This is a genomic window from Rufibacter glacialis, from assembly GCF_008271745.1.
In the GTDB taxonomy this organism is placed as follows: domain Bacteria; phylum Bacteroidota; class Bacteroidia; order Cytophagales; family Hymenobacteraceae; genus Nibribacter; species Nibribacter glacialis.
The window spans coordinates 300592-324491 of sequence record NZ_VKKZ01000020.1; the positions used below are offsets into that span (position 1 = coordinate 300592).

The 23900-nt window shown below is 51.9% G+C and carries 22 protein-coding genes; 6 read left to right on the forward strand and 16 right to left on the reverse strand.

Translation table 11 applies throughout. From position 1 onward, the window contains the following. Positions 1–646: 646 nt before the first annotated feature. On the reverse strand, positions 647–1384 hold the full coding sequence (locus FOE74_RS09485) for a (Fe-S)-binding protein (RefSeq protein ID WP_149098364.1): 738 nt from the start codon (positions 1382–1384) through the stop codon (positions 647–649). An 11-nt stretch (positions 1385–1395) separates the two neighbouring features. Then, positions 1396–2244 (reverse strand): hydroxymethylglutaryl-CoA lyase, encoded by an 849-nt coding sequence (locus tag FOE74_RS09490; RefSeq protein ID WP_149098365.1) that lies wholly within the window; start codon positions 2242–2244, stop codon positions 1396–1398. Positions 2245–2662: 418 nt separating this feature from the next. Here FOE74_RS09490 and FOE74_RS09495 point away from each other — a divergent pair, with 418 nt between their 5' ends. Continuing rightward, the gene (locus FOE74_RS09495; RefSeq protein WP_149098366.1) at positions 2663–3289 is read left to right on the forward strand and encodes a DNA-3-methyladenine glycosylase family protein; all 627 of its coding nucleotides are present in this window, start codon (positions 2663–2665) and stop codon (positions 3287–3289) included. 155 nt (positions 3290–3444) lie between these two features. On the opposite strand, the gene FOE74_RS09500 is transcribed toward FOE74_RS09495, so the two are convergent. After that, a complete protein-coding gene (locus tag FOE74_RS09500) occupies positions 3445–4362 on the reverse strand; it encodes a DUF58 domain-containing protein (RefSeq protein ID WP_149098367.1) in 918 nt (305 codons plus the stop codon). A gap of 458 nt (positions 4363–4820) precedes the next feature. Here FOE74_RS09500 and FOE74_RS09505 point away from each other — a divergent pair, with 458 nt between their 5' ends. The 4 genes from FOE74_RS09505 to FOE74_RS09520 all read left to right on the forward strand — a co-directional run bounded on the left by FOE74_RS09505 (position 4821) and on the right by FOE74_RS09520 (position 9088). After that, a complete protein-coding gene (locus FOE74_RS09505) occupies positions 4821–5153 on the forward strand; it encodes a DUF3276 family protein (protein WP_149098786.1) in 333 nt (110 codons plus the stop codon). A 434-nt stretch (positions 5154–5587) separates the two neighbouring features. Further along, positions 5588–6685, forward strand: a complete 1098-nt coding sequence (gene ychF / locus FOE74_RS09510) for a redox-regulated ATPase YchF (RefSeq protein WP_149098368.1) — start codon at positions 5588–5590, stop codon at positions 6683–6685. Between the two features lie 280 nt (positions 6686–6965). Then, on the forward strand, positions 6966–8459 hold the full coding sequence (locus tag FOE74_RS21630) for an OmpA family protein (protein WP_149098369.1): 1494 nt from the start codon (positions 6966–6968) through the stop codon (positions 8457–8459). A gap of 80 nt (positions 8460–8539) precedes the next feature. Continuing rightward, complete coding sequence (locus tag FOE74_RS09520) at positions 8540–9088, forward strand: DinB family protein (RefSeq protein ID WP_149098370.1); 549 nt, start codon at positions 8540–8542, stop codon at positions 9086–9088. A 92-nt stretch (positions 9089–9180) separates the two neighbouring features. Here the strand turns inward: FOE74_RS09520 and FOE74_RS09525 are convergent, their stop codons facing one another. Beyond that, complete coding sequence (locus FOE74_RS09525; protein WP_225840755.1) at positions 9181–11343, reverse strand: dipeptidyl peptidase 3; 2163 nt, start codon at positions 11341–11343, stop codon at positions 9181–9183. A gap of 232 nt (positions 11344–11575) precedes the next feature. Between FOE74_RS09525 and FOE74_RS09530 the strand changes: the two genes are divergently transcribed. Beyond that, the gene (locus FOE74_RS09530; protein ID WP_149098371.1) at positions 11576–13102 is read left to right on the forward strand and encodes a hypothetical protein; all 1527 of its coding nucleotides are present in this window, start codon (positions 11576–11578) and stop codon (positions 13100–13102) included. A gap of 138 nt (positions 13103–13240) precedes the next feature. Here the strand turns inward: FOE74_RS09530 and FOE74_RS09535 are convergent, their stop codons facing one another. From FOE74_RS09535 to FOE74_RS09590, 12 genes are all read right to left on the reverse strand, one after another. Then, the gene (locus FOE74_RS09535; protein WP_149098372.1) at positions 13241–15685 is read right to left on the reverse strand and encodes a TonB-dependent receptor; all 2445 of its coding nucleotides are present in this window, start codon (positions 15683–15685) and stop codon (positions 13241–13243) included. 24 nt (positions 15686–15709) lie between these two features. Further along, entirely contained in the window at positions 15710–16249 is a 540-nt protein-coding gene (locus FOE74_RS09540) for a GNAT family N-acetyltransferase (RefSeq protein ID WP_149098373.1), read from the reverse strand. A 6-nt stretch (positions 16250–16255) separates the two neighbouring features. After that, complete coding sequence (locus FOE74_RS09545; RefSeq protein WP_149098374.1) at positions 16256–17017, reverse strand: ABC transporter ATP-binding protein; 762 nt, start codon at positions 17015–17017, stop codon at positions 16256–16258. Then, positions 17014–18018, reverse strand: coding sequence for a FecCD family ABC transporter permease (locus tag FOE74_RS09550; protein WP_149098375.1), 1005 nt, complete (start codon positions 18016–18018; stop codon positions 17014–17016). The genes FOE74_RS09545 and FOE74_RS09550 overlap by 4 nt, the downstream gene beginning before the upstream one ends. Beyond that, positions 18015–19025, reverse strand: coding sequence for an ABC transporter substrate-binding protein (locus FOE74_RS09555; protein WP_149098376.1), 1011 nt, complete (start codon positions 19023–19025; stop codon positions 18015–18017). Before FOE74_RS09555 ends, FOE74_RS09550 begins: the two co-directional genes overlap by 4 nt. A gap of 466 nt (positions 19026–19491) precedes the next feature. Then, the gene (locus FOE74_RS09560) at positions 19492–19953 is read right to left on the reverse strand and encodes an urease accessory protein UreE (RefSeq protein ID WP_188686560.1); all 462 of its coding nucleotides are present in this window, start codon (positions 19951–19953) and stop codon (positions 19492–19494) included. Positions 19954–19982: 29 nt separating this feature from the next. Next, entirely contained in the window at positions 19983–20699 is a 717-nt protein-coding gene (gene hypB / locus FOE74_RS09565) for a hydrogenase nickel incorporation protein HypB (RefSeq protein WP_225840756.1), read from the reverse strand. A 19-nt stretch (positions 20700–20718) separates the two neighbouring features. Further along, entirely contained in the window at positions 20719–21063 is a 345-nt protein-coding gene (locus FOE74_RS09570) for a hydrogenase maturation nickel metallochaperone HypA/HybF (protein ID WP_149098378.1), read from the reverse strand. Positions 21064–21126: 63 nt separating this feature from the next. Continuing rightward, entirely contained in the window at positions 21127–22035 is a 909-nt protein-coding gene (locus FOE74_RS09575; protein ID WP_149098379.1) for an urease accessory protein UreD, read from the reverse strand. Continuing rightward, positions 22028–22654, reverse strand: coding sequence for an urease accessory protein UreG (ureG, locus tag FOE74_RS09580; protein ID WP_149098380.1), 627 nt, complete (start codon positions 22652–22654; stop codon positions 22028–22030). The genes FOE74_RS09575 and ureG overlap by 8 nt, the downstream gene beginning before the upstream one ends. Before the next feature lie 36 nt (positions 22655–22690). Further along, positions 22691–23377 (reverse strand): urease accessory protein UreF, encoded by a 687-nt coding sequence (locus FOE74_RS09585; RefSeq protein ID WP_149098381.1) that lies wholly within the window; start codon positions 23375–23377, stop codon positions 22691–22693. Positions 23378–23386: 9 nt separating this feature from the next. Then, on the reverse strand, positions 23387–23866 hold the full coding sequence (locus FOE74_RS09590; protein ID WP_149098382.1) for an urease accessory protein UreE: 480 nt from the start codon (positions 23864–23866) through the stop codon (positions 23387–23389). Positions 23867–23900 lie beyond the last annotated feature (34 nt).

Below are 23900 nucleotides of genomic sequence, written 5' to 3' on the forward strand. Positions count from 1 at the left end.
GCCATTACATCAAATTGGGCCCAAAACAGGATTCTGCTATCATAGGAATCGCCATAGCCTACTCCAATGGTTCTAAAGGTACCTCCATGCCTTTTTGTTTCCGTAGCTTTTTGTAGGAACGAAATTAACTTCTGCCCATTAAAAATATAGAAAGATGAGAAGGGGTGGCTGAGAAAAGACAATGGGTAAGAGACAAGGCAATGGGTAAGAGACAAAGAAATGCGAAAGAGACAAGGCGGTGCCGTTGTCTCTACAGGGGGCATCATTACCGTTTCCGCTACTTTTTCCTGTTCCAGTCTTTCCCGAGCGCGCCTCGCTTTTGGCCCTAGATAGGCGGTTCCTAAGAGAAATAGACAGGTCAGGCCGAAAGGGCAGTGCGAGAGGGGAAGACGGGGCCTCGCGGCCGTGAGCGCTCGGAGAGTAGCTATGGAAAGGCCAAGCATAAGGGCCTCGCAGACAGCGCCCGCCACGCCAGCCATGGCAAAAGGCATGCACTTAGCAGCCATAGGTGAAACAAGTAGTAGGGAGCCGCAGTTTTGGTTGTTGGTGAGAACACCAACAACGGCGAGTCTATTTTGAAGCTCTTTCTCAAAAAGAAGACTCTAAACAGGCAGTAGTTGGGAAAATACTGGTGAACCTGCCAAAATTACCACCCACTCGTCAAAACATCAGCAATGTGCAAGACTTTGATAGGTTTGCCTTGCTTCTTGCTATAGGCCTCCAGGTGCATGAGGCAACTGGTGTCAGTGGACACGATGTATTCGGCACCGGTGCTGAGGGCGTTTTCTACTTTCTGTTCGGCCATGGCCACTGAGATGGATTCAAATTTAGCCGCAAAGGTACCGCCGAACCCGCAGCAGGTTTCGGTTTCCTGCATTTCAGCCAGCTGAAGGCCTTCCACCATGTCTAGTAAGCGGCGGGGGCCTTCTTTGATACCGCATTCGCGCAGGGCGCTGCAGGAATCATGGTAGGTTACTTTGGCATCCAGGCGGGCGCCGGGAATCTCCTTTACCTGCAGCACATCCGTCAGGAATTCAGTCAGTTCCAGCACCTTGCGCTCCATGGTGCGGTACCGGGTGAAGTTAGAGGAAGTCACAAAGATGTTGGAGTAGGCATTTCTGATCATACCCACGCAGGAGGCCGAAGGCGCCACGATATAGTCACTGTCTTCTGAGGAGAAGTCTTCCAGGAATTTATCTGCCACCTGGCGGCATTCATTCTGGAAGCCTGCATTATAAGCCGGCTGTCCGCAGCAGGTTTGGTTTGTGTTGTAGCGCACCGTGCAGCCCAGGGCCTCTAAAAGCTTTACCATGTTCCAGGCGGTCTGCGGAAACAACTGGTCAATGAAACAGGGGATAAAAATATCTACTACCGGCTGTGGCATCTGGTTTAATACTACGAATGGAAAACGTGGGTTGCCTGGGTCAAGGACCGCGAAAGCGCCTCTTGGTTCAGGTTCAAAGGTACGCCTTTCTCCTGTAAATAGGAGAGCATTTTCTCGGTTGGCATGTTGCCCACCAAGTCGTCTTTGGCCATGGGGCAACCGCCATAGCCCAGCAGGGCCCCGTCCATGCGGCGGCAACCGCTCTCGTAGGCGGCTTCCACCTTCTCGCGCCAGGTAGCGGGACTGGTATGCAAATGCGCCCCAAACTCTATCTGCGGAAAGGCCGGGATTAGGGTAGAGAAAAGGGCTTTGATGGTCTCAGGGGTAGAAACCCCGATGGTATCTGACAAAGAGATGGTCTTGATGGCCAGATTGTCTAACTTGTAGGTCATCTCCCCTGCCAGAGCGGGCTCCCAGGGCTCACCGTAGGGGTTCCCGAACCCCATGGAAAGGTACAGCACCAACTCTTTGTGGTGTTGCTGGCACAGGTCCTGCATCTGGGCCACCTCATCCAGCGCCTCGGCAATGCTTTTGTTTGTGTTGCGCCGCTGAAACTCTTCAGACAGCGACAAAGGGAACCCGATGTACCGGATGGCTTCCTGCCCGGCGGCCTGCTGGGCGCCCCGCACATTGGCCACAATAGCCAGTAATTTAGTCTGGGTGCGTGAGGTATCCAGTTGCGCCAGCACCTCAGCGGTGTCCTGCATCTGCGGAATGGCTTTGGGGGAAACGTAAGAGCCAAAATCCAGGGAATCAAATCCCACTTCCAGCAAAGTTTGCAGGTACTGCACTTTGGTTGGGGTGGGTACAAACGCCGACAAACCCTGCATGGCATCACGGGGGCACTCTATTATTTTCATAGGTTCAAGGTTTAGTTTAGGAACGCTGCATTTTACCGCAGCCGCAAGCTTCTTCCAGCAGTACGAAAACGCTCAATGTAATGCCTCCGTTATGTCAGAAAATTAGGACAGATCACCCACTCCTACACAACTAAAGGAATCCAGATGACTCACTAAGTACTTTTAAAAATAGCTCAGTAATATTCTTACACCCTTGTCTTTTTGGTTTTTACGACAACTCATCGACATTTACACTTAATTACTAAGTCAATTCAGGCGAATAAAAACACCTAGCTCTCAGGGCTAAGCCTTTTTGGCTGGTTTTTCTTAAACTAGATCATACCTCTATCTTTGGAAGGTAATTTTTAGAAGAACCTGCCAGACATAAAAAGCATGGCAGGCCTTTTGAACAGTTCAGCCACTCTCACAATATTACTAAATGGGAAATTCACATGCCGCTTTATTTACCCGGGACCCGAAGTTGCACCTCCTGGTACAGCAAGCTGATTCTCTTACTGAAAATGGAGCGCCTAAACCCATTTATGAGGCCTTATTGAGTTCGGTGATTTCCCAGCAATTGTCGGTGAAGGCGGCGGCTACCATCAAAGCCCGGTTTATGCCCCTTTTTCCGGAAAACTACCCAGATCCAGCCTTGGTGCTGGCTACTCCTCAGGAGCAATTGCGTGCGGTGGGGCTATCCTGGCAGAAAATAGGCTACCTCCAGAACCTAGCCCAGCACAAGGCCTCGGGCCATTTGGAAGACACAGAATTGGCCCATTTACCAGATGAGGAACTGATTTCCCGCCTCACCCTAATCAAAGGAATTGGCCGCTGGACCGCGGAGATGATCCTGATGTTCGCCCTGGACCGGCCAGATGTGATGCCCGTAGATGACCTGGGGATCTACAATGCCATGAAACGTCTCCATGGATTCTCAGAAACCGGCAAGGCCGCTAAATCCAGGATGCTAGAACTTTCTCAGGCTTGGCGGCCCCACCGCACCCTCGCCTGCCGGTACCTGTGGCAATCGCTCAACAATGCACCTTTAAAGAGTGCTGAGGGTTAAGTCCTGGGTCATGAGTCCTGAGTCCTGAGTCCTGAGTCCTGAGTCCTGAGTTCTGAGTCCTGAGTTCTGAGTCCTGAGTCTTGAGTCTTGAGTCTTGGGACCCAGTTGTTGATTAAGCGTTTATGGGCTGAAAATCCAGAAATAGCCCAAAAATGTTACCGCACTTTCTGCCGCTTGATTAGATAGGCTTGTAATACTTTATCAATGGGTTCGCGCAGGTCCACGGAAACCAAGTCAATGCGGTATTGGCCGCAGCGCAACTTTAGCTCTTCTTTGAACTGGCGCATGGCCTTGACATATTCTTCCCTGATCTCTGCGGGCTGCACCTTTATTTTCTCGCCGTTCTCCAGCCCATGGAACATGAAGGGCTTGTCTGGGAAATGGAATTCCTCTTCTGTTTCAGCATGCGTGAAATGGAACAGCAACACTTCATGCTGCTGGTGGCGCAGGTGTTGCAGGGCGAGGAAAATTTCATCCAACTGCTCGTATTGGCTCAGTAAATCACTGAAAAGAATGACCAATGACCGCTTGGGTAACTGCTGGGCAATGTGGTGCAGCATGGCGGCGACCCGGGTCTCTTTCTGCGGCGGCGCCGGTTTCTGCAGTTGCTGTTGCAAGGCCAGCAGCAGGGTATGCAGGTGCGCCCCGGTGGATTTAATGGGCGTCTGCATCTCAATCTGGTCGGAGAAGGTGGTCAGTCCCACCGCATCCCGTTGTTTCTGCAGAAGGGTGGCAATGGCGGCGGCACTCAAGACGGCGTACGCCAGCTTGCCGTAATTGTGGGTGGGGTAATACATAGAGCCAGACACGTCCAGGATCAGCTGGCAGCGCAGGTTCGTCTCTTCTTCATACCGCTTCACAAAAAGCTTCTCCGTGCGGGCAAAAACTTTCCAGTCCATATGGCGGGTGCTTTCTCCGGTGTTGTAGAGCCGGTGCTCAGAGAATTCCACTGAGAAGCCGTGGTACGGCGACTTGTGCAAACCCGTGATAAACCCTTCCACCAGGCGCTTGGCCAGAAACTCCAGGTTCTGGATGTTGCGCACACTGTCTAAATCAACGGTTATTCTGCTCATGCGGTACTAGGTACGTGGTGAATTCGAAAGGTCTTGAATATTCTACTATGGCACGCTTTTTTACTCCTGCTTTTACCAAAACGCAAGATAAACAGCAACAGATCAAAGGCCCCTCTTTTTATTTGCTTTTCCTATTAATGGGTTCCAGAATGCCTAATGAGTTCCGCTTGAACTAGATGATTAGTTTTGAAAAACATACCAAGAAAGGACTAACCACCAACGGCCTTGGTTTTTAGTGTATAATTAAAAAAAAAGGCGCTAAATGAAGTTTCTGTTCTGGTGATCACCGGCAAAAGACAGAGGCTAAGGAAGAATTGATTTATTCCATTGTCCATTTGGTCATTACAAACATTAGTACATTCTAATTTACCTATTAAAATTAACAGTAAAAATTTTTAGATCTGGATCACTTGCTTTAAATTGGCTACTTCAAATAAATAAGTAACCTTCAAGTTATGGTGGAAGAGAACAACGACAAAGCAGAAATCTACTCGCAGAGAGTAAGGGCAGGAAAGCGCACCTATTTCTTTGATGTAAAATCTACTCGCTCCAATGATTATTACCTGACCATCACGGAGAGCAAGAGAAAATTCAAAGATGACAACTACTCTTACGAGAAGCACAAGATTTTCTTGTACAAAGAAGACTTTGCCAAGTTCCTGGAAGCGTTGCAGGATACCGTCAACCATGTGAAAGGTGAGTTATTGTCTGAAGAAGCATTAGCAGAACTGGAGCGCCTGGAGCACGCTGAATCTGAAGCGGCCGTGGATGAAGAACTCAAGTGGGAATAACCCCTGCTCCTATTTCTCCTCAAGCTCATGCCTCGCGTGAGCTTTTTTTATGCCTGCAAGGCCCCGTTTTCATTCCTTTTCCAGGAAAGGAGGACAAAAACTGCCTGGGTTCCTTTTCTATCATAAGGCCGTTTTTCCATAACCTCTCCTCTTCGCCTGATATCTCCCACCACAGATGTAGGGTAATAAAAAAAAGGGAAGACACTGCTGCGAAGGTGCCCTGTTGTTACAGAGTTACCACGCTACGGGGGCTGCTGTTTTAGGGCTTGTTTTTAGGAACAGACCTTAAATCGGCCTCCCCTTTCCTCTCCTTCAAGAATACCGGCAGAATTTGTATCTTTGCGGCCGTTTACCAGGTTCGTTCCCTCCTTTTACTGGAGAGTGGCAGCCTGAACGCATCTTCATTCATCTGACTTTAGACCAACCTTATATTTATGGGACTTCGTTGTGGAATAGTGGGATTGCCAAACGTAGGTAAATCTACGCTGTTCAATGCCTTGTCAAATGCCAAAGCCGAATCGGCTAACTACCCTTTCTGTACTATTGAACCCAACGTGGGCGTGATCACAGTGCCAGATGAGCGGCTGCAGATCCTGGAGGAGCTGGTGCACCCAGAGCGGGTATTGCCAACCGTTATGGAATTCGTGGACATTGCCGGCCTGGTGAAGGGCGCCAGCAAAGGCGAAGGTCTGGGCAATAAGTTCCTGGCCAATATCCGGGAGGTAGATGCCATCATCCATGTGGTGCGCTGCTTTGACGATCCCAACATTGTGCACGTGGCGGGTGGCGTAGACCCTGTTTTTGACAAAGACGTGATAGACACCGAGCTTCAGCTGAAAGACCTGGAGTCTATTGATAAGAAAATTGCCAAGGTAGAGCGCACTGCCAAATCAGGAGACGCCAAGGCCAAGAAAGAATTCGCGAGCCTGCAGCGCTTCAAGCAGCACCTGGAGAGCGGCAAGAATGCCCGTTCCCTGGAGGTCACCGAGGAAGACCTGGAATCAGTGGAAGACCTGCAACTGCTTACCATTAAGCCGGTGATCTACGTGGCCAACGTAGACGAGGAATCCATCCTGACCGGGAACAAGTTCCTGGAAGCCCTCAAAGAGCACGTGAAAGAAGAGAACGCCCAGGTGGTGGTTATCTCCGCGGCCATTGAAGAGCAGATCGCCGATTTCACTGAGCCGGAAGAGAAAGAAATGTTCCTGGCAGAATACGGCCTCAAGGAATCCGGCCTGAACCAGCTTATCAAAGCCTCTTACTACCTGCTGGACCTGGTCACCTATTTCACCGCCGGGGTAAAAGAAGTGCGGGCCTGGACCATCCGGAAAGGCTGGAAAGCGCCTCAGGCCGCCGGTGTCATCCACACCGACTTTGAGAAGGGTTTCATCAGAGCGGAGGTGATCAAGCTCAAAGACTACATGGAGTATAAAACCGAGGCTAAAATCAAAGAAGCCGGTAAAATGGCCCTGGAAGGAAAAGACTACGTGGTGCAGGATGGAGACATCATGCACTTCCGGTTCAATGTGTAATTTGAACCTTTATCCAATACTGAGAAAGGAGGGCTGTAAGGCTCTCCTTTTTTTTGGCCCCCACCTTATTTCATTTCAGGCCAAAATATCTCTTTTTTCTTGAGGAGAAAGGAAGCTTTACCTGGCCAACAACGTAAAAAGATTAAAATTTATTATACCTATTTTACTCATTTTGTGGTAGTTACACAATCTACCGGCTACTTTTTGATCATGAAAGGCAACATTTTATCGAAAAACCTGTAAATATGTGCAGATTACTATATTTCAACTCTCAAAAACTATGAAAAAAACCCTACTTAAGGCTTCTGTACTCAGCGCCATGCTGCTGTCTATGGTGGCCCCCACAGAATCAAAAGCCCAATCGGCGGACAGGCCCTGGGGCTTATCACTCTATGGTAGCGCCAACCAGGCCCGGACGAACATAAGAAATGATATCTGGGACATGAGTAATTCATCTTGGGGTGGTGGTCTAGGCATCAACAGATACTTGTCACCATCTTTTGATGCAACATTGCAGTTAAACTACTTCAACCTGAAGCAGGAGGCAAACAATGTTACTTACAACGTAACTGGATTTGGACGCGGAAGATTTGACAATGAAGTTGGAACCGCCAACCTCGGATTTAAACTGAAGCTGAACAACGGCAAGATCCTGAGTGAAACTGCTTTCCTGCAGCCTTACCTGATCGCCGGAATTGGTGCCCAGTATGCCAGCGTGGAAGCGTATCTTCCAGTAGCCAGACCAGGCGGAACCAATGAGTTCAAGTATGACGAAGGAATGCTTCGCATGAACTACATGGGAGGTGCCGGTATCGGTTTCAAGATCACAGAAGGCATCAGCCTTTTTGCACAGACAACCTTGAACTACCCCTCTACCAACCTGCTTGATGGTATCTCCCCTGCCGGTTCAGATGAGTTGAACGACCGTTACCTGCAGCACCAGTTCGGTCTTTCCTTCGGGTTAGGCAAAGCCAAAGACACAGACGGTGACGGTGTTTCTGATCGCCGCGACAAATGCCCTGACACCCCTGCTGGCGTACAGGTAGACAAAGCCGGTTGCCCATTAGACGGTGACGGTGACGGAGTTCCGGATTACCAAGACAAATGTCCTACTGAAGCTGGTACTGCCGCTTTGGAAGGCTGCCCAGACAAAGACGGTGATGGTGTTCGTGACTCTGAAGATGAGTGCCCAGACCAAGCCGGTCCAGCAGCAACCAGAGGCTGTCCAGATGCAGACGGTGACGGTGTTGCTGACAAAAACGACACTTGCCCTAACACTCCAGCCGGAACCCGCGTGGATGCCAGCGGTTGCCCAGTTGTAGTTGACCGTGACGGTGATGGCGTGAACGATGATGTAGACCGTTGCCCAGATGTTGCCGGTTCTGCCGCTAACATGGGTTGCCCAGCCTTAGACGTGGAAGACAGCACTTACATGGCCCGTGTTCCTAAGATTGAGTTTGAGTTCAACAGAGCAGTTCTGAAGAAAACCTCTTACCCAACTCTGGACAGAATGTCAACTATGTTGTCTAAGTATCCGCACTACAACCTGCGTATCTCTGGCCACGCTGACCACATTGGTTCAAACGAGTACAACCAGGAGCTTTCTGTTCGCAGAGCTGACGCTGCCAAGTCTTACTTGACCAACACCAAAGGAGTAGCTTCTGACCGTATCATCACCGAAGGATTCGGCGAAGAGCGTCCAGTTGCCCCTAACACCACCAACGCCGGCCGCGCTAGAAACCGCCGCGCTGAGTTCCGTCTCTTCATCCAGTAACGGATCTATTGAGATAGGTTAGAAAATGCCCGGTCAGCTGACCGGGCATTTTTAGTTTAAGGCAGTTTTACTGAAAACACATGGAAAAACAACAGCAACCCGAGGTATGGTTAAGAGGCCCCGTACCTGCTATTCCACCGCTTCTGCAACCGGTAGCCCATGCGCTGCTACAGGCCCGGGAAGAAGTGCAACGGCATTTAGCCCGGTTTCCTGAGCACCTCCTATGGGAACGGCCCGCCAACCTGGCTTCCGTAGGATTCCACCTGCAACACCTGACTGGGGTCTTAGACCGGCTGTTTACGTACGCCCAGGGCGAGCAATTATTTCCTCAGGCGCTGGCTTACCTTAAAGCCGAAGGAGTTGCCCCCGGCCCTGAAACCACGGTACAAACGTTGGTGGTGGCATTCCACCGGCAGGTGGATCAGGCTTTGGAGCAGTTAAAAGCGACCAGGGAACAAACCTTGCTAGAAACCAGGGGCGTAGGCCGGGCTCAGATTCCTTCCACGGTCTTAGGCCTTCTCTTCCACGCCGCGGAACACACCCAACGGCACGTGGGGCAACTGCTGGTCACTGCCCGTATTCTGGAGGCTGGAATGGGGATACCAGAGACCAATGAAAACCAACCTTAAAAAGTAAACGCCTCTTAAAAAGAAATGCCTGGACCATTTGCCCAGGCATTTCTTTTTAAGAGGCGTTTTAGGTAAAACGGCCTTGAAACAGGCTAGTTGTAATCTGGCAGCGTGCTGTAGGTTTCCCCGTATTCCAGCATCTGTTGCGTGAAGTTGTCTGGGTACACCAGCAGCACATCCACAATTTTACCATCCTTCACTACCGGGGTGAGTTTAGGTTGGATAAAGCCGTTGTATGGAGCTATGTTCAGCTTGCTGTACCGTTGCAACACTTCCTTGTGCAGGGCCTGGTCTACCTTTACGCCGTACGTCTCCACCAGTTTCTCAGCGGCTTTGAAGTCTCCCTCTGAAGTGATGCGCTGGGTTTCGCGCAGCAGTTGCCCGAAGAGCTCGCGCAGCTTGGCATAGTCATGCACCTTGAAATAGGTTTTGCCGTCTTTGGTCACCCGCTCAATCACGTTGTCTTTCTTGCCTTTCTCATAGGCCCAGCCCGCTACCATCTGGCGGTTGCGCATGTGGTCTTCCTCTATCACCTCGCCGGGCGCTAATCGGGATAATTGGGTCATCAACCCATTCCGGATGTAGGCATCATACTCGGCTTTGCCCACCTCCAATGAAGGCATCACGCCAATTTCCACTAGCTTGGGATCCATCACATAGTACAGGGCCACCAGGTCAGCGCGGCCTTCTTCCATGGTGCTGGCGTAGTTTTTCAGGGTCTGCTTAGGCGTACCCACGCCAGGGTTGATCTGGCCAGAGGCGTGCCCGATGACCTCGTGCATGTCGGTGTGGAGGTCGCTGGCCAGGGAGCCGTATTTCTTGGCCCGGTCAATCTCTTCCTGGCTGAAAGCGAACTCCGTTAAGGCACTGCCCCCTGTGTTCGCCGATTCATTGTAGGCATGTACAATGTTGCCCAGGTTCACCGATTTGGAGCCGTGCTCTTTCCTGATCCAGTTCGCATTGGGAAGGTTAATGCCAATCGGAGTAGCCGGAGCAGCATCGCCGCTTTCTACCACGGTGGTGATCACCTTGGCCGTGATGCCCACCACGTTCTTTTTCTTGTGCTGCGGCAGCAAGGGTGAGTTGTCTTCAAACCACTGGGCCTGGTCCCCTATGGCCTTGATGCGTTTGGTGGCTTCCACGTCTTTGAAAGACACCACAGACTCAAAGGAGCCTTTCAAGCCCAGGGGGTCATCATACACTTCAATAAAGCCGTTTACCACATCAATCTGCGAATCCACGTCCTGCACCCAGGCAATGTTGTATTCATCAAACGTCTTCAGGTCGCCGGTGCGATAGAAGTCTACCAGTTTCTGGAGGGCCAGGCGCTGCTTGTCGTTCTCGGCCACCATTACGGCTTTCTCCAGCCAGAAGATAATGCGTTGGATGGCCGGGCCGTACATGCCGTCACTTTTCCAGACTTTCTCCACCACCTGGCCGTTTTCTTTCACCACCTTGGAATTGAGGCCATGCGACACCGGGCGCGGATCGTTCTTCACGTCCTTTTTGGCGTAGAACGCTTCTACCTCTTTCTGGCTCACGCCTTCATAGAAGTTCACCGCTGAGGTTTTAATCAAATCTTCGCCCGAAGCTTTGTTCACCTGCTTCGCGTCTAACTTAGGGTCAAACAAGACGGGGGTGATCCACTTGATGAAGGTCTCTACGGTCTCGCCTTTCTGCAAAGGCAGCCGGTTGGCGGGCACTTTCCTGATGGAAGCCGCCAAGAAGTCCTGGCTGAACTCGGGCAGCATCTTGTTGGCCGAATAGTGGTGGTGGATGCCATTGGCAAACCATACCCTTTTGGTATAAACCATGAACTTCTCCCAGTCCGGTGAGGTGGAGCGGTCACGCTTGTTCTGGACAATGGCGTCCAAGGTTCTCCGGATGCGCAGGTTGTGCTTGTAGTTCTGGTCATAGATAATGTCACGACCCGACAAAGCGGCTTCATACAGGTAGTACAGCAGTTCCTTTTGCTTGGCGGTCAGGTTGTCAAAGCCAGGCACCTGGTAGCGAAGAATGCGAAGATCAGCAAACTGCTCGGTTACATACTTGAAATCGGGGTTAGGCGTGATCACCTGCGGCGGTGAAACCTGGGTGGCGCTTATTGTCTCCTGGTTCCGCACGATGCTGGCTTCGCCGGGCATCATGGTTTTGGCGGGTGCCGGAGATGTGGTGGCCGTGGTTTTCTTCGTGCAGCTGCTGGCCAGCAAAGACGCCAGCAACAGCGCCGAAGCAGCTATTGGGGTGTTTTTCATAAAATACGGTAGAATCATTTCTGGATAAAAGTACTCAATTACCCAGTGGATGGCAAAAACCGCACCGATTGCCATGGGAACCCGCTCCTTCGGCTTTTCTGGCCGTTTTCCATAAATCAGGCCTAAAACAACCAAAGTTCATCAGTGCCTGGATTGACAAGAACCTTCCGCCTAGGGTGGTTGAAACCCAACAGAAAGAAATACCTTTAAGGCCAGAAAAACCAGCCGTAGTTTGCAACCGACTCCCGCTCCAAAAGCGCTCCTTCCTCCTGCTTCTGCTTTTCAGCGGCTACTGCCCCTGTTCCTGATCTTAGGCTTAGGGCTGATGTATGTCCTTCTCCCCACGCAGAATTCCTCCTCAGATGCGTATGATTATGCGGCCAGTGTGCGGTGGCAGGAAGATCTGTGGCAACCGCACCACCTGCTTTACAATGTGACGGGACTGGGGCTTTATACCTTGTTGCAGAATTTAGGGTTCAAGGTGGCACCGCTGCCCCTCCTCCAGTTCCTGAACGGAGTTTTGGCGGCGGGCAGTCTGGTGGTCCTGTGGCGGGTGTTAGCCCAGCTGCAGCCCTCAGTAAAGGTGCAGGCAGGCTTGGTGTTACTGGCGGGGGCATCTTTTGGCACTATGCGCTATGCCACGGAAAACGAGACTTACGTACTCCCTCTTTTCTTCTCTGGGTTGGGGAGCCTGTACTGGCTGCGGTATCACCATAAGGGCCAGGCTTCTGACCTGGTCTGGAGCAGCTTCTGGGCGGCATTTGCGTGTCTATACCACCAGGTGCACTTCTTCTGGTGGCTGGGTTTATTTTTTTCAAGCGTTTTCTTTTCTACCCATAAGAAAAGGCTGGTCTTGGTTTGGTTCGGGCTTCCCGCGCTAGTAGTGCCTTTAGGTTACGCGGTGGCCCTGCTTCTACAGGAAATCCCCTTTACCCAAGCGTTGACCTTTGTGTTCAAAGGATTTTACCAAGGCCAGGTGGACACTCAAATCACGTACAAGAACTTCCTGCTGACGGGCATCTCCTTTGGCAGGACTTTTCTGGAAGTCCACGGGCGCATCCCTTTCCTGCTGAAGCATCATTGGGTTTACATAATGTTTGGGATGACGACCCTTGTTCTAGGCGCTCTTTTCTTAAAACGCATCAAAATCGGCAGGAACTGGGAAAATTTACGGCACCGACCTGTCTTCAAAACCCACGGGGGAATTATGGGCTTACAGCTGCTTTTCGCTTGGTTTGCAGTGGGCAATGCGGAATTCATGGTGATGGTACCTTGGTTAATGGCCGTTCTCTTGGCCTGCGGTACCTATCACCGCTCCAGGGCCCTTTTCCTGGCCGGAAGCGGCTTATTGGTTTGGAACCTGTCCTTCGGGCTGGTACCGCTTCATTTGTATTCCTTTACCAATTTCCCCTGCCTTTCTCAGGTCGTGCTGCAGCAACCCAAGGCCACCTTTTTTTTACAGGATGAAAATGGGTTTGACACCTTTTTTTTCTATCACACCGGCCACTACCCTGCCCATACCTATGAAACGGAAGCGGCCCCAGAAGTTCTTACTCAGGCCTTGGCTGTAGCTCGTGCGCAGGGACAACCTGTGCTCACCGATTTTAACCAAGAACCAGCAGTGCTTTCCCGTAAATGGTTTGTGGCGAGGCCGTTTGCCGCCTCTTTTTTCAAAAACTACCGGTTAACACCTATCGCCTCCTGCCCTACTTTTTACGGGGCAGGTCCCCTCTACCTGGTTTCCGACTTAACTCCTTAAATCCCTAATGCTTTAAACCACCAAGCGCCTATCTCCTTGGTCAGGAAATAGGCGCTTGGTGGTACACTCATTTTATATCTTTAAATAGGCAGTTCCGGGTCTGATGCTGTATTATTTATAAGCTCCTGAGTCCTTCCGTTAGAAAGTATAGCCCATGGACAAGATAAAATTACGAGGTGCTCCCGGAAAAGCCCGCTGGTAATCATAGCCGCCTACAAAGTAATATTTGTCTAACAAGTTGTTGGCGTTCAGGCTCAGTTTGAATTTATTCACCCGGTAAAAAGCGGCCGCATTTACCACCGTGTAAGAAGGCCAGTAGGCCCATATCCCTTCACCAGTAAGCACGTCCTGTACCTGTAGCTCCATCCTCCGGTCTCCCACGTAGTTACCGCCCAAGGCCAGTCCAAAGCCCTCCAGGGCGGTTCCGGTAAAGGTGTATTTAGCCCACAGACCGGCCGAGTGCCGGGGAGCGTTGGCCGTCTGCCGGCCTTGTTCTCCTTTGAGGTCAGACGCCACCACTTCGGTGTGGTTGAAGGCGTAGTTCAGGCTGAGGTTCAGGGCAGGCGTTAGGCTTCCGGTGGCCTCTAATTCCGCTCCCTGCGACTTGACGCGGCCGTTCTGGCGGTAGATGGGGTTACCCGTTTCCGTCAGTTGGCCGGTGTTTACCAGCGTATTCCGCTTCTCAATGTGGAAGAAAGCAAGCGTGGCGAACAGGCGCTTTTCCAGGAACTCCCCTTTCAGGCCGGACTCTACCTGGAAGCTGTTCTCACTGTCAAAAGGAGAAGTGCCGCCGTAGTTCTGGAAGTTCCGTACAAAAGCCGGGTCAATGGGTTTGAAGCCCTGGCTGTAGCTGGCAAAGTAGTTAAGGTTTTCTCGTACTTTGTAGGTCAGGCCCAGCCGGGGGAGCAATACATTCTGGTGTACCTTTTCTTCCCCGCGGCCATACTGCCGCTGGTCTCGGAAGAACTCATAGCGCAAGCCCAGCAGCACCTTCAGCCTATCGGTTACTCCTACCTGGTCTTGCACATAAACCCCGGTGCTGCTGTAGCTGGCGTTCAGATAATCCACGAAGAAGGAAGCCAGGGGCCGCCGGATGTACTTGCTGGGGTCGCGCAGTTCGTAGGAGGGGTTGTGGAGGTCAAAGGTCAGGGGTACCCGTTTCCCAGCAACTTCCATCTCTCGGGCTTCCCACTGGTGCCCCCGTTGGTCGGTCTGGAACTTGATGTAGTCCAGGCCGGCCACTAGGTTGTGCTGCACCTTTCCGGTGTTAAAGTTGGCAGAAAAATAGGTGGAAAGGTTATCGGTATACTCGTTCACCTTTTTCTCCAGGTAGCGCAGGTTCATGATGGTATTGGCAGGCGCATCTGCGAAGGTATTGAGCGTGCGGTGCTCACTCAATTCCTCGTGGTACACAAACTTCAGGTAGGCTGCGTTGAAGGTGAGCCAGTCGGTGAGTTTGTGGTGAAGGGACGCATTCAGTGACACATCGTTGACCCGGTAGTAATCACTGGGTTGGCTCAACGTGAAAGACCTGGGCAGCGCGTAGAGATCGCCTCCCCGTATGCCCATGCCGCGGTCCAGGTACCCGTCAAATTTGCTAAAAACCAGCTCGGCGTTCACGGTGGTTTTGTCCGTGGGCCGGAAGGTCACGGTGGGCGCTATCATGAGGGAACTACGGTCGTTCACTTCCCGGAAGGTCTTAGTGTCTTCGTAACCGATGTTGAGCCGGTAAAGCAAGCTCTTGTCTTCGTTGAGCGGACCCGTCAGGTCTAAAGTTCCGCGCATGGTGTTAAAGCTACCCACCGAAAAGGTCATCGCTTTCCGGTTTTCTTCCAGGGGCTTTTTGGTCACCAGGTTCACTGTCCCACCCGGATTGATGTCGCCGAAGAGCGCCGCGCCCGGTCCTTTGAGCACCTCCACGCTTTCCAGGTTAACGGTCAGCGGCACCCGGAAGAAGCTAGTCCCATACCCGTACCCTGACCGTAGTCCGTTTACTAACCGGTATCCGGTCTCATAGCCGTTCCGGAAGCCCCGGATGGTGAGGTCATCATAGGAGGAGTATTGGTTCACTCCTGCCAGGTTCTGCACCACGTCCGTCACTAGAAAGGCTTGCTGGTCTTCCATCAGTTCTTTGGTCACCGAAGAGATGGTCTGCGGCACCTCTATCACGCGGCTTTGCAGCTTAGTACCTACAAAGCTATAATCGTTCACGTAGTTAGTCTCCTTCCGGCCCGTTACCAGCACCTCCTGCATGGCGTGCGTTTGCCGGTCTAGCTGTATCTCCAACTGCACGTGCTCCATTTGTTCAGTTAAAGTCAAGGCGATTTCCTTCTCCATCAAGCCTATTCCCTTCACCAGCAGCACATACTTCCCGTAGGGTAGCTGAGCTAGGCGGAAAGTGCCATCGGGTTGGGTGTGCGCGCCTTTGCCCAGGTTTCCTATGGTGACGGATACGCCTACCAAGGCATTCCCTTGCTTATCCAGCACCTTTCCGCTGACGCTTCCCAACCCATTGGCCACCGCAGAAACCCGGAACAGGAGTAATACTAACACTACCCCCATCCATTTCATATTCAAGTACATTTCGCTTAGAACAATTAAAAATGATTAGGTAACCCCATGGCCGTATGCTCTGGCATTCACCGTTTGCAGGAGGGCCAAGTCCATGTGAATGGTGCGGAAAACTTCGGTATCATCCTGACATACCATCTGGAACCCCTGCTTCGTCCAGAATTCCTTGGCCCCGGACAAAAACGGGTGGGTGTGCAGGTAGAGCGTTTCTACCCCTCGGCGGGTAGCCTCTTCCTTCAAGGCATTGACCAGGCTTCTACCCAGCCCCATTTTGCGGTAAGCGGGCTCCACGAATAGTTTCAGCACCTCATTAGCCACCTGCCCGGAATAGTCCAAGTGGGGAAAACGGTGGTCATACCTTCGCATGCCAATGGTACCTATGATGGTTCCGTCCGCTTCGGAAGCCACCAGAAAAACCGCCTTTTCATCCTGCACATAACATGCTTCAAAATTCGCCAGGTCTTCGGGGATCACGCTGTGGTCAATCATGGGGAACAGCCCTTTCCGGAACTCCCGCACGTAGGTCACCAGCTCTGGTATTCTCCCCTGCTCAATTTCTTTTATCTCTATTTCCATAGCTCCTTAAAGCGTGGGGACTACAATGGTTTTATCCTTTACCTGCACGGCCGTAAACTGCACGTTGTACACGTAATGCAGCAGCTCGCTGTCATGGTTGCTCAAGTTCGTCTTCACCACCGTTTTGTTCTTCATGAAAAAGCAGTGGTCGGCGTACAGGAAAGCCAGGTTGGGGTCGTGCATGATGGCAATGACCGTGAACTTATCCTGCGACAGCTTGCGCAGCTTTTCCAGCACAAAGGTCTGGTAGTACACGTCCAGGTGGTTCGTGGGCTCATCCAACAAAATGATGGACGGGTTCTGCACCAGCACCCTCGCAATCATCACCAGTTGCTGCTCCCCGCCTGAAAGCTCGGTATAGGGCCGGTTGAGGAGGTGGGTGATTTCCAGTTCCTCAATGGCTTGCTCCACTTTTTCCAGGTCTGCTTTTTTGGGGCTGAAAGAAGAAAAGGCCGCCCGCCCCGTCAACACCACATCCCGCACCTGAAAGGGGAATACCGATTTATGGAACTGCGGCAGAAACCCCATCAAGGGGGCGCAGTCAGCGAAGGACAATTCCTTCCGTTCCCGGCCCATCAGCTTCACTGAGCCCTGGCGGTAGGTAGCCATTCCAGAAAGGATATTGAAGAGCGTTGATTTCCCGCTTCCGTTCCTGCCTAGCACCACCGAGAATTTCCCCTCCGGGAAAGAAACGTTCACCTCCTCCAGAATGGAGGTATTCCCGTAACTGAAACTCAGGTCTCTTACCTCTATCGCCTGCTTTGTCATACCCAGTTTATTTTGTTTTTCTTCATTAAAAAGATAAAGAAAGGCGCCCCCAACAGCATGGTGAAAATCCCGATCGGGATCTCGAACTCCATCAAAGACCGGGAGAAATTATCAATGATGACCAGGAAGGAGCCCCCGAAGAGGATATTGGCCGGCATGGCCTTCCGGTTATCTGGCCCCACCATCATGCGGGTGAGGTGGGGCACAAACAAGCCGTACAAGCTGATGATGCCCGCGGCCGCCACCGAGGAAGAAGTAGTCAGGGTTGCCAACACCACCAGAATGATTTTGTCCCGGTTGGGGTTGACGCCCACGGCTCTGGCCTCCTGGTCACCCAGGGCCAGCAGGTTTAGCCGCCAGCGCAGCAAGTACATGCCCCCCACGCCCACGGCGATGGGCAGCGCGGCACTGTTGATCTTGTCCCAGGAGGCGTGGTGCAGGTTGCCCATGGTCCACTGCACAATCGCCTGCAATTTGTATGGGTCGCTGATGTACTGCACAATGGTGAGCAGGGCGGTGAATATCCCAGACACGATCATGCCCGATAGGATCACCGCTACCAGGGAGGCCTTTTTATCAGAAAAGGCAAAAGAATAGGTCAGAATCACCGATACCACCCCCAGCACAAAGGCCGAGATATTGATATTGATCAGCGGAAACGCAATGGCCAGTGCCGCCCCAAAGGCCGAGCCGGAAGAGATGCCCAACACATAAGGGTCTACCAGCGGGTTGCGGAAAATGCCCTGTAGCGCTCCCCCCGAGGAGGCCAAACCAGCCCCAATGATGAAGGTCAGAAGCACCCTTGGTAGCCGAATGTTTTCAATGATGTTATTGATCATGTTGAGCCTTGTATTGCTCTCCTGGGTACCTGACCAAACCGCTTTGCCCCAATCCCAAAAATCCGCCAGACCCACTTCCTGCGAGGGCCCGACGGTCAACGAATACAGCAAGAGCGGAATAGGCAGGCCATAAATGACGAATGCGATCAGGGCCTTTCTCATTGGAACAAAGCCGTAGCTTTGGCCCCATATAGGTTCATCATGATCTCCTTGCGGCTCTCTTCCAAATCAAAGCTTCCTTTGTCAGCGTAGCAGAACTTGTTCAAGAGAATAGCGGCACTGAGAATCTTTAAGGTGTGGGGGTCATAATAGAAGGAAGGCTCCAGGACATACACCTCCTTGTTCTGGACGGCTTTCAACACCCTTAGCTCCTTTTTGCTGTAAACCGCCTGTGGGTCTGTGCCCCAGAGAAGGATCAGGTCTGGGTCCCAGGAGATCAGCGTCTCCGGGTTCACGTTAGGCTGGTCTATGGCAAAGGTGCAGGCATTCACGGCCCCGGCCAGCTCAAGGCAATCGTTCATCCGGCTGTTTCTGCCCGAGGTAGAGTAAATGCGCCCGCCCGACCACGCATAGTACACCGATTTTTTGGGCGAGATATCCTGGGTTTTCGCTTTGATCTCCTCCAGTTTCGATTGCGTATAGGCCAGGAGTTCCTTTGCCCGAGCCTGCGTGCCGGTTAGTTTTCCAATTCCTTCCAGTTCCAGGAACAGCTCTTCGTTGGTATTGGAGGACACAGCGAATACATTGATGTCCAGGTTTTCCAGCAGGCTGATCGCATCGGTCTGCCGGGCATCCACAATGACTAAGTCTGGGTTGAGTGCTATCACGCTTTCCATGTTGGCCGAATTCTCCCAGTTCCCGGGAGTAGCCAACTCTTTCCTGGCAATGCGCGGATCCAGCTTGCTGAAATAATGAAACGATTCAGGATTTGAGTAAATCCGGCTCTGGATTCCTATGATGGTATGCTCGGCATTCAGCATGTACATGCCATCCAGGGCAGCCTGAAAGAGCACGATGACCCGCTGGGCCGGCTCCTGCAGGCGCACTTCCTTCCCCCGGATATCAGTGGCCACGATGTCCTTTTCAGACCTTGTGTTTTCCTGGCCCTGCTTGTTGCAGGAACTGAGCAACAGGAGGCACACGCTTAAAAAAGTTATTACTTTAGTCATTTCTATTTTACCTCCACTTCACAATGTCTTTGCCACCATCTGGTTCTCAGGCTACCTTTTAGCAGTAATCATTTAGAGTTTTCCTTTACCGGCTTTTTAAGCTTTCCCCTTGGTACTCTCGGATTTGCCGGCGGCTTCGTTTTGATACTACTTTCATTAAAACAGCTCCAAAATAAGGTGTTTATTAATTCTATGGGAAGCTTCAGAGGGAGCGATCCTTTAGAGGCTATTTTTCCGAAAACAGCCTCTAAATGAGACTTAATCTTTCTCTGTCGAAAACGGCTGCTATGGCCACCGTTTTAAGGCTGCATTTCTGAAAACCCGCCTAAAACACCCAACAAATTCTTCTGGTGAATTCCCCAGAACCTGGATTCATGAGAAGGAGGCAGCCAAACCAGGTAATTCCTAGTTTGGCTGCCAATTCACTAACTCCCCTTAAAAAAATAATCTTCTCGTTTTAAATGGCTCAGGCTATGTTTCCGTAGGCTTTCACCATTTGGTAAGGGTACAGCACCCGCTCCTCTATGGTGGGGAAGAAATTTCCGCTCTGGAGCATCTGGTACAAATACCCGTCATAGGCCACGCAAACCTCTTGTTCATCGGTCATGAAAATGGGCACGTGTTTGTTGCCTATCTCAAAACAGAGGGTACCCACTTCCTGCAAGCTGTTGGGGCGCAGCACAATGCAATCGCAGGGCTTTATGCGAAGAAGAATGGCCATTTCCTCTGACAGATAAAGCACATCTCCATCCTGAAAAGTACCTCTGTCCGCCCGGTTGATGAGCACCTGCTGGCCGCCCACGGTCTTGCGCCGCAGCCGCGACTTGGCCGTTTCATGCCACTCCACTTCCAGCACATCAACGCTTCTCTGGCCTACCTCCAGGCCTCTGCCCAGCGCAGCTGAAATTTCAATGGGTTGATGCATCATCGTCAAAAGAAAAAGGTTTAATGGATGATCTAGGCGGTCTCTAAGCTGGCTTTCTTCTCGGCTACTTTGGCCATCAACCAATCGCACCATTCGTCCATGCCATCGCCTTTCAGGCTGCTGATGGCCATCACGTCAATGGCGGGGTTTACCTCCCGGGCATCCTGGGTCACGGCTTCCACCGAGAACGGCACGTAAGGCAGCAGGTCTGCCTTAGAAACCACCATCAGCTCGCTGGTCAGGAACATGCGCGGGTACTTCTTGGGCTTGTCATCACCCTCTGTGGCCGCCAACACCGTCACCCGGATGTCCTCGCCCAGGTCAAAGGCCGCCGGACACACCAGGTTGCCCACGTTCTCGATAAAAAGCAGATCCACGCCGGTCAGGTCAATGTGATCCAGGGCCTGGAGAATCATCTGGGCCTCAATGTGGCACATGCCGCCCGTCACGATCTGCAGCGCGTTGATCCCTACCTCTTTCATGCGCACCGCGTCGCGGTCGGTTTCCGGGTCACCCACCAGCACGGCCAGGTTCAGCTTGTCGCTCAGGCGCTTGCCCGTTTCCTGCATGAGAGTGGTCTTGCCGCTCCCCGGCGACGAACACACGTTGATGACCAGCACATCGGACAGTTTCTCGCGGATGGCTTTGGCTACGAAGTCGTTAGCCTTCAATAGGTTCAGCGTGGTATTATCACATTGGATGGAACCTACGGACATTTGGTTGCTTTTTGGATATTTTGGCGTACTCATATCTTTCTCTTTTATCTGTTTAATTCCCGAAGAATTCTACTTTACTTATCTGTAACTCCTCTCCCTGCACAATCTTTTTGGAGGGAGTTCCGCAGGCGCATACGAACCGGTGCCGCACAACTTCAAAGTCTTGCCCGCAGGCATCGCAATGCGCGATGATGGGTAGCTGCACCACCTCCAGTTCAATGTCGGCCAGACCGGGTTCCTCCAAAATCAAGGCCTCAAAAGCATTCTGGATCAGGATGGGTTGGATGTTACTCAGCAAACCTGCCTCCATCTGCACCTTGGTGATCTGGTCAAACTTATCTGGGTAGGTTTCCTGCAAGGTGTCAAACACGTTCCTCACAATGGATATCTCATGCATTTTCGCTTCTCCTTTCCTTTTGCCTCGGTATTAGCTTGCGGCCTCTTCTTGTTGCAAATAGGGCTAAACCGCGTCTACTATCAGTGGCTCAGCAACAGTCTCTAAAGCCTCTGCTTGTGCTTCGGGTGCCAGCGCATCTACCACGGCTAACTCCTCGCCTGCCTCGTTTTCCTCGTCCTCAGGCTGCGCCTTGTGTTTGGTGAACTCCCAGCACAGTTGCCCCATGGTACTGAGCCAGTCATGCAGCACTCCTCCGTCTTTGCCCATGCCCCGCAACATGACCGCATTGGGAGCGCATTGCGTGAAGCCAAAGTCTATGTGGTCAAATTTCTCTACCAGAATCTCGTCCAGTTCGGCTTTCAACTCCTCTGCATAAGGCGACACATAAATCAAAGTGGCCTGGTGGGTATAGCCCTCATAGAAAAGGATAGATTCCATGGGCTGCCGGCCCGGCTCCAGCAACTGATTGTCCAGCAAGACCAGCTTTTTGCCGCAGGTTACCTTGGTGACGCTGTGGAACCGCTTGAAGGCAAACGACTCCCCGGAATACACCCTGCCTGAGGCAATAATGTCGCCCCAGATCAGCGTGGCGCTGTCATCCATCTGGATCTCGTTGACGGTCTTGAAGATGGAATTGGCGAAGGGCGTTACCGGATGCGGAATGTATTTGAACACACCACCTTTTTTAATATTCACGGTCGTTTTCTGCACCGCCCCCTTTTTCATAGGATGCAGTTTGCTGAACGACTGCGTGAACAGCTTGAGGTGGGCATTTTCGTGCACATCTACGGTAATGGTGACTTCGTCCTCATCCATGAGCCCCGGGGAGGAACTCATCAGGATCAGTTCCAGGTGCTTCTGCAAATGACGGGAACCATAATGCACCACCTTGTAGGGTGCATTATGGTAGCTGTCTTTCAACAAGGTAAGCTCCCCCTCTTTCTCCGCGTTTATGACTATTTTACTAAGCATGCTCTTCTTGTTTTTCAAGTAAGGCGTAGGTCTTGATCCACTGAATCACCTCGTCCAGTCCCTCTAGCTTCATCAGGTTGGTGAAAATGAAGGGACGCTCCCCCCGCATTTTTTTAGAATCCCGGTCCATCATGGCCAGGTCGGCGTTCACGTAGGGGGCCAGGTCGGTTTTGTTGATGATGAGCAAGTCTGAGCGCGTGATGCCCGGTCCGCCTTTACGAGGCATCTTGTCTCCTTCGGCCACGTCAATCACGAAGATGGTCACGTCGGCCAAATCGGGGCTGAAAGTGGCGGAAATGTTGTCGCCGCCGCTCTCCACAAAAACGATCTCGGTATCTGGGTGGCGTTCCACCAGCTCTTCCACGGCCTCAATGTTCATGGATGCGTCTTCGCGAATGGCGGTGTGGGGGCAGCCGCCAGTCTCTACGCCAATGATCCGGTCGGCCGGAAGGCTGGAATTCTTGATCAGGAAATCAGCATCTTCCCGGGTGTAAATGTCATTCGTTACCACACAGATGCTATAGTCACCTGACAGTTTGCGGGTCAACCTTTCTATCAAAGCCGTCTTTCCAGAGCCTACCGGCCCTGCCACCCCTATTCTCACATGTGTTTTTGACATAGGTTCTATCTTTAGGTCAATCGTTGGAAGGAATTATTAAGAAATGTAAAGTCTTGAATACTGCTTCTCATGCTGCATGCACCGGATCTCCTGGCCTATGCAGCAAAGCCCCACCAGTTCCTCGTCCAGTTCCTCCTGCTTCTCCACCAGTTGGCTGATGGTAGGCTGCAGGTTAAAAAGGATCTTCTGGGCATCGTTCTGGCTGATGGGCACCAGCTTGGCACAGTTGGTTACTATGCCGTTGAGGGTATTGTAATAAAAGGCCATGAGGGCATCTTTCAGAGAAATACCGTGGGCAAAGGCATACATGGCAAAAGCCACCGGGTAGTGCCCGTGCAGCTTTCCTTCCTGGATTTTGCTCAGGTAGTTGCTGCAGCGTTTCACTTCCTGCAAACCCTGCGTGAGCTTCAGGAACCGGATGGCTAACTTCTTGCTGGCCATCCTGATCTCAGAAGGAGCCTTGAGGGCCGTGATCAACTCATCCAGTTTCTGGAATTCCCGGGCTGATTTTTTTGCTTCCAGCAGCTTCCAGGCCATTTGCAGGAAGGCGGCGTCATTGTAGTAAATGTTATGCGAGAGCATGTCTCGGGCATAGACGGTGGCAGAGGGCGTATCTTTTACGATGCCCTGGCTTACATAAGACTCCAGCCCGTACGACTGCGTGAAGCCCCCAATAGGGAACATGGAATCGTTGATCTGGAGCAGGGTTAACAATGGCTGCATGTGCGTACCTTATTTGATGGTGATGACCCGATTGTATTTGTTTTCATGTCTGCGCACGGTCAAGGCGTGCGTCTTCAATAGCTTTCTCACTTCCCTTCGGGGTTGGTAGCCATATTTTTCCAGTAGCCGGTAGAGCGGGTTCTCAAACTCCACACTTACCTCGGCCTCCTCATTGATGAAGATGGGAATGTGTTTGTTCCCTATTTCAAAGCAGATGGTGCCCATCTCCCTGAAGTTTTGCGGTTTGAAGACAATGCACTCGCAGGGCAGGATATTGACCGCGATGGCCCGCTCCTGGTCCAGGTACAGCAGGTCGCCGTCTTCCAGCGGAGTTGTATCTTTCCGGATACCTACCTCCTGACCCGCCCTGGTTTTCTTCCGGAGCGTGGTCTTGCCGGTGTCAAACCAATCCAGGTCCAGCACATCCACGGTTCTGCCGTTTGTCTCTGTGCCTGCCAGATTGCCTAGTATCTTTTCTACCAGAATCATAGTGGGGTAATAGTATTGCCAGCCTACCCCGGCG

Bases quoted from the DNA above. Each gene is read 5' to 3' on its own strand.
- FOE74_RS09550 (WP_149098375.1), bottom strand. From the start codon at position 18,018: ATGAGAAAGGCCCTGATCGCATTCGTCATTTATGGCCTGCCTATTCCG.
- hypB (WP_225840756.1), bottom strand. From the start codon at position 20,699: ATGAGTACGCCAAAATATCCAAAAAGCAACCAAATGTCCGTAGGTTCC.
- FOE74_RS09575 (WP_149098379.1), bottom strand. From the start codon at position 22,035: ATGCTTAGTAAAATAGTCATAAACGCGGAGAAAGAGGGGGAGCTTACC.
- FOE74_RS09490 (WP_149098365.1), bottom strand. From the start codon at position 2,244: ATGAAAATAATAGAGTGCCCCCGTGATGCCATGCAGGGTTTGTCGGCG.
- FOE74_RS09585 (WP_149098381.1), bottom strand. From the start codon at position 23,377: ATGCAGCCATTGTTAACCCTGCTCCAGATCAACGATTCCATGTTCCCT.
- FOE74_RS09590 (WP_149098382.1), bottom strand. From the start codon at position 23,866: ATGATTCTGGTAGAAAAGATACTAGGCAATCTGGCAGGCACAGAGACA.
- FOE74_RS09535 (WP_149098372.1), bottom strand. From the start codon at position 15,685: ATGTACTTGAATATGAAATGGATGGGGGTAGTGTTAGTATTACTCCTG.
- FOE74_RS09540 (WP_149098373.1), bottom strand. From the start codon at position 16,249: ATGGAAATAGAGATAAAAGAAATTGAGCAGGGGAGAATACCAGAGCTG.
- FOE74_RS09525 (WP_225840755.1), bottom strand. From the start codon at position 11,343: ATGAAAAACACCCCAATAGCTGCTTCGGCGCTGTTGCTGGCGTCTTTG.
- FOE74_RS09570 (WP_149098378.1), bottom strand. From the start codon at position 21,063: ATGCATGAGATATCCATTGTGAGGAACGTGTTTGACACCTTGCAGGAA.
- FOE74_RS09500 (WP_149098367.1), bottom strand. From the start codon at position 4,362: ATGAGCAGAATAACCGTTGATTTAGACAGTGTGCGCAACATCCAGAAC.
- FOE74_RS09520 (WP_149098370.1), top strand. From the start codon at position 8,540: ATGGAAAAACAACAGCAACCCGAGGTATGGTTAAGAGGCCCCGTACCT.
- ureG (WP_149098380.1), bottom strand. From the start codon at position 22,654: ATGTCAAAAACACATGTGAGAATAGGGGTGGCAGGGCCGGTAGGCTCT.
- FOE74_RS09555 (WP_149098376.1), bottom strand. From the start codon at position 19,025: ATGACTAAAGTAATAACTTTTTTAAGCGTGTGCCTCCTGTTGCTCAGT.
- ychF (WP_149098368.1), top strand. From the start codon at position 5,588: ATGGGACTTCGTTGTGGAATAGTGGGATTGCCAAACGTAGGTAAATCT.
- FOE74_RS21630 (WP_149098369.1), top strand. From the start codon at position 6,966: ATGAAAAAAACCCTACTTAAGGCTTCTGTACTCAGCGCCATGCTGCTG.
- FOE74_RS09545 (WP_149098374.1), bottom strand. From the start codon at position 17,017: ATGACAAAGCAGGCGATAGAGGTAAGAGACCTGAGTTTCAGTTACGGG.
- FOE74_RS09485 (WP_149098364.1), bottom strand. From the start codon at position 1,384: ATGCCACAGCCGGTAGTAGATATTTTTATCCCCTGTTTCATTGACCAG.
- FOE74_RS09495 (WP_149098366.1), top strand. From the start codon at position 2,663: ATGGGAAATTCACATGCCGCTTTATTTACCCGGGACCCGAAGTTGCAC.
- FOE74_RS09560 (WP_188686560.1), bottom strand. From the start codon at position 19,953: ATGATGCATCAACCCATTGAAATTTCAGCTGCGCTGGGCAGAGGCCTG.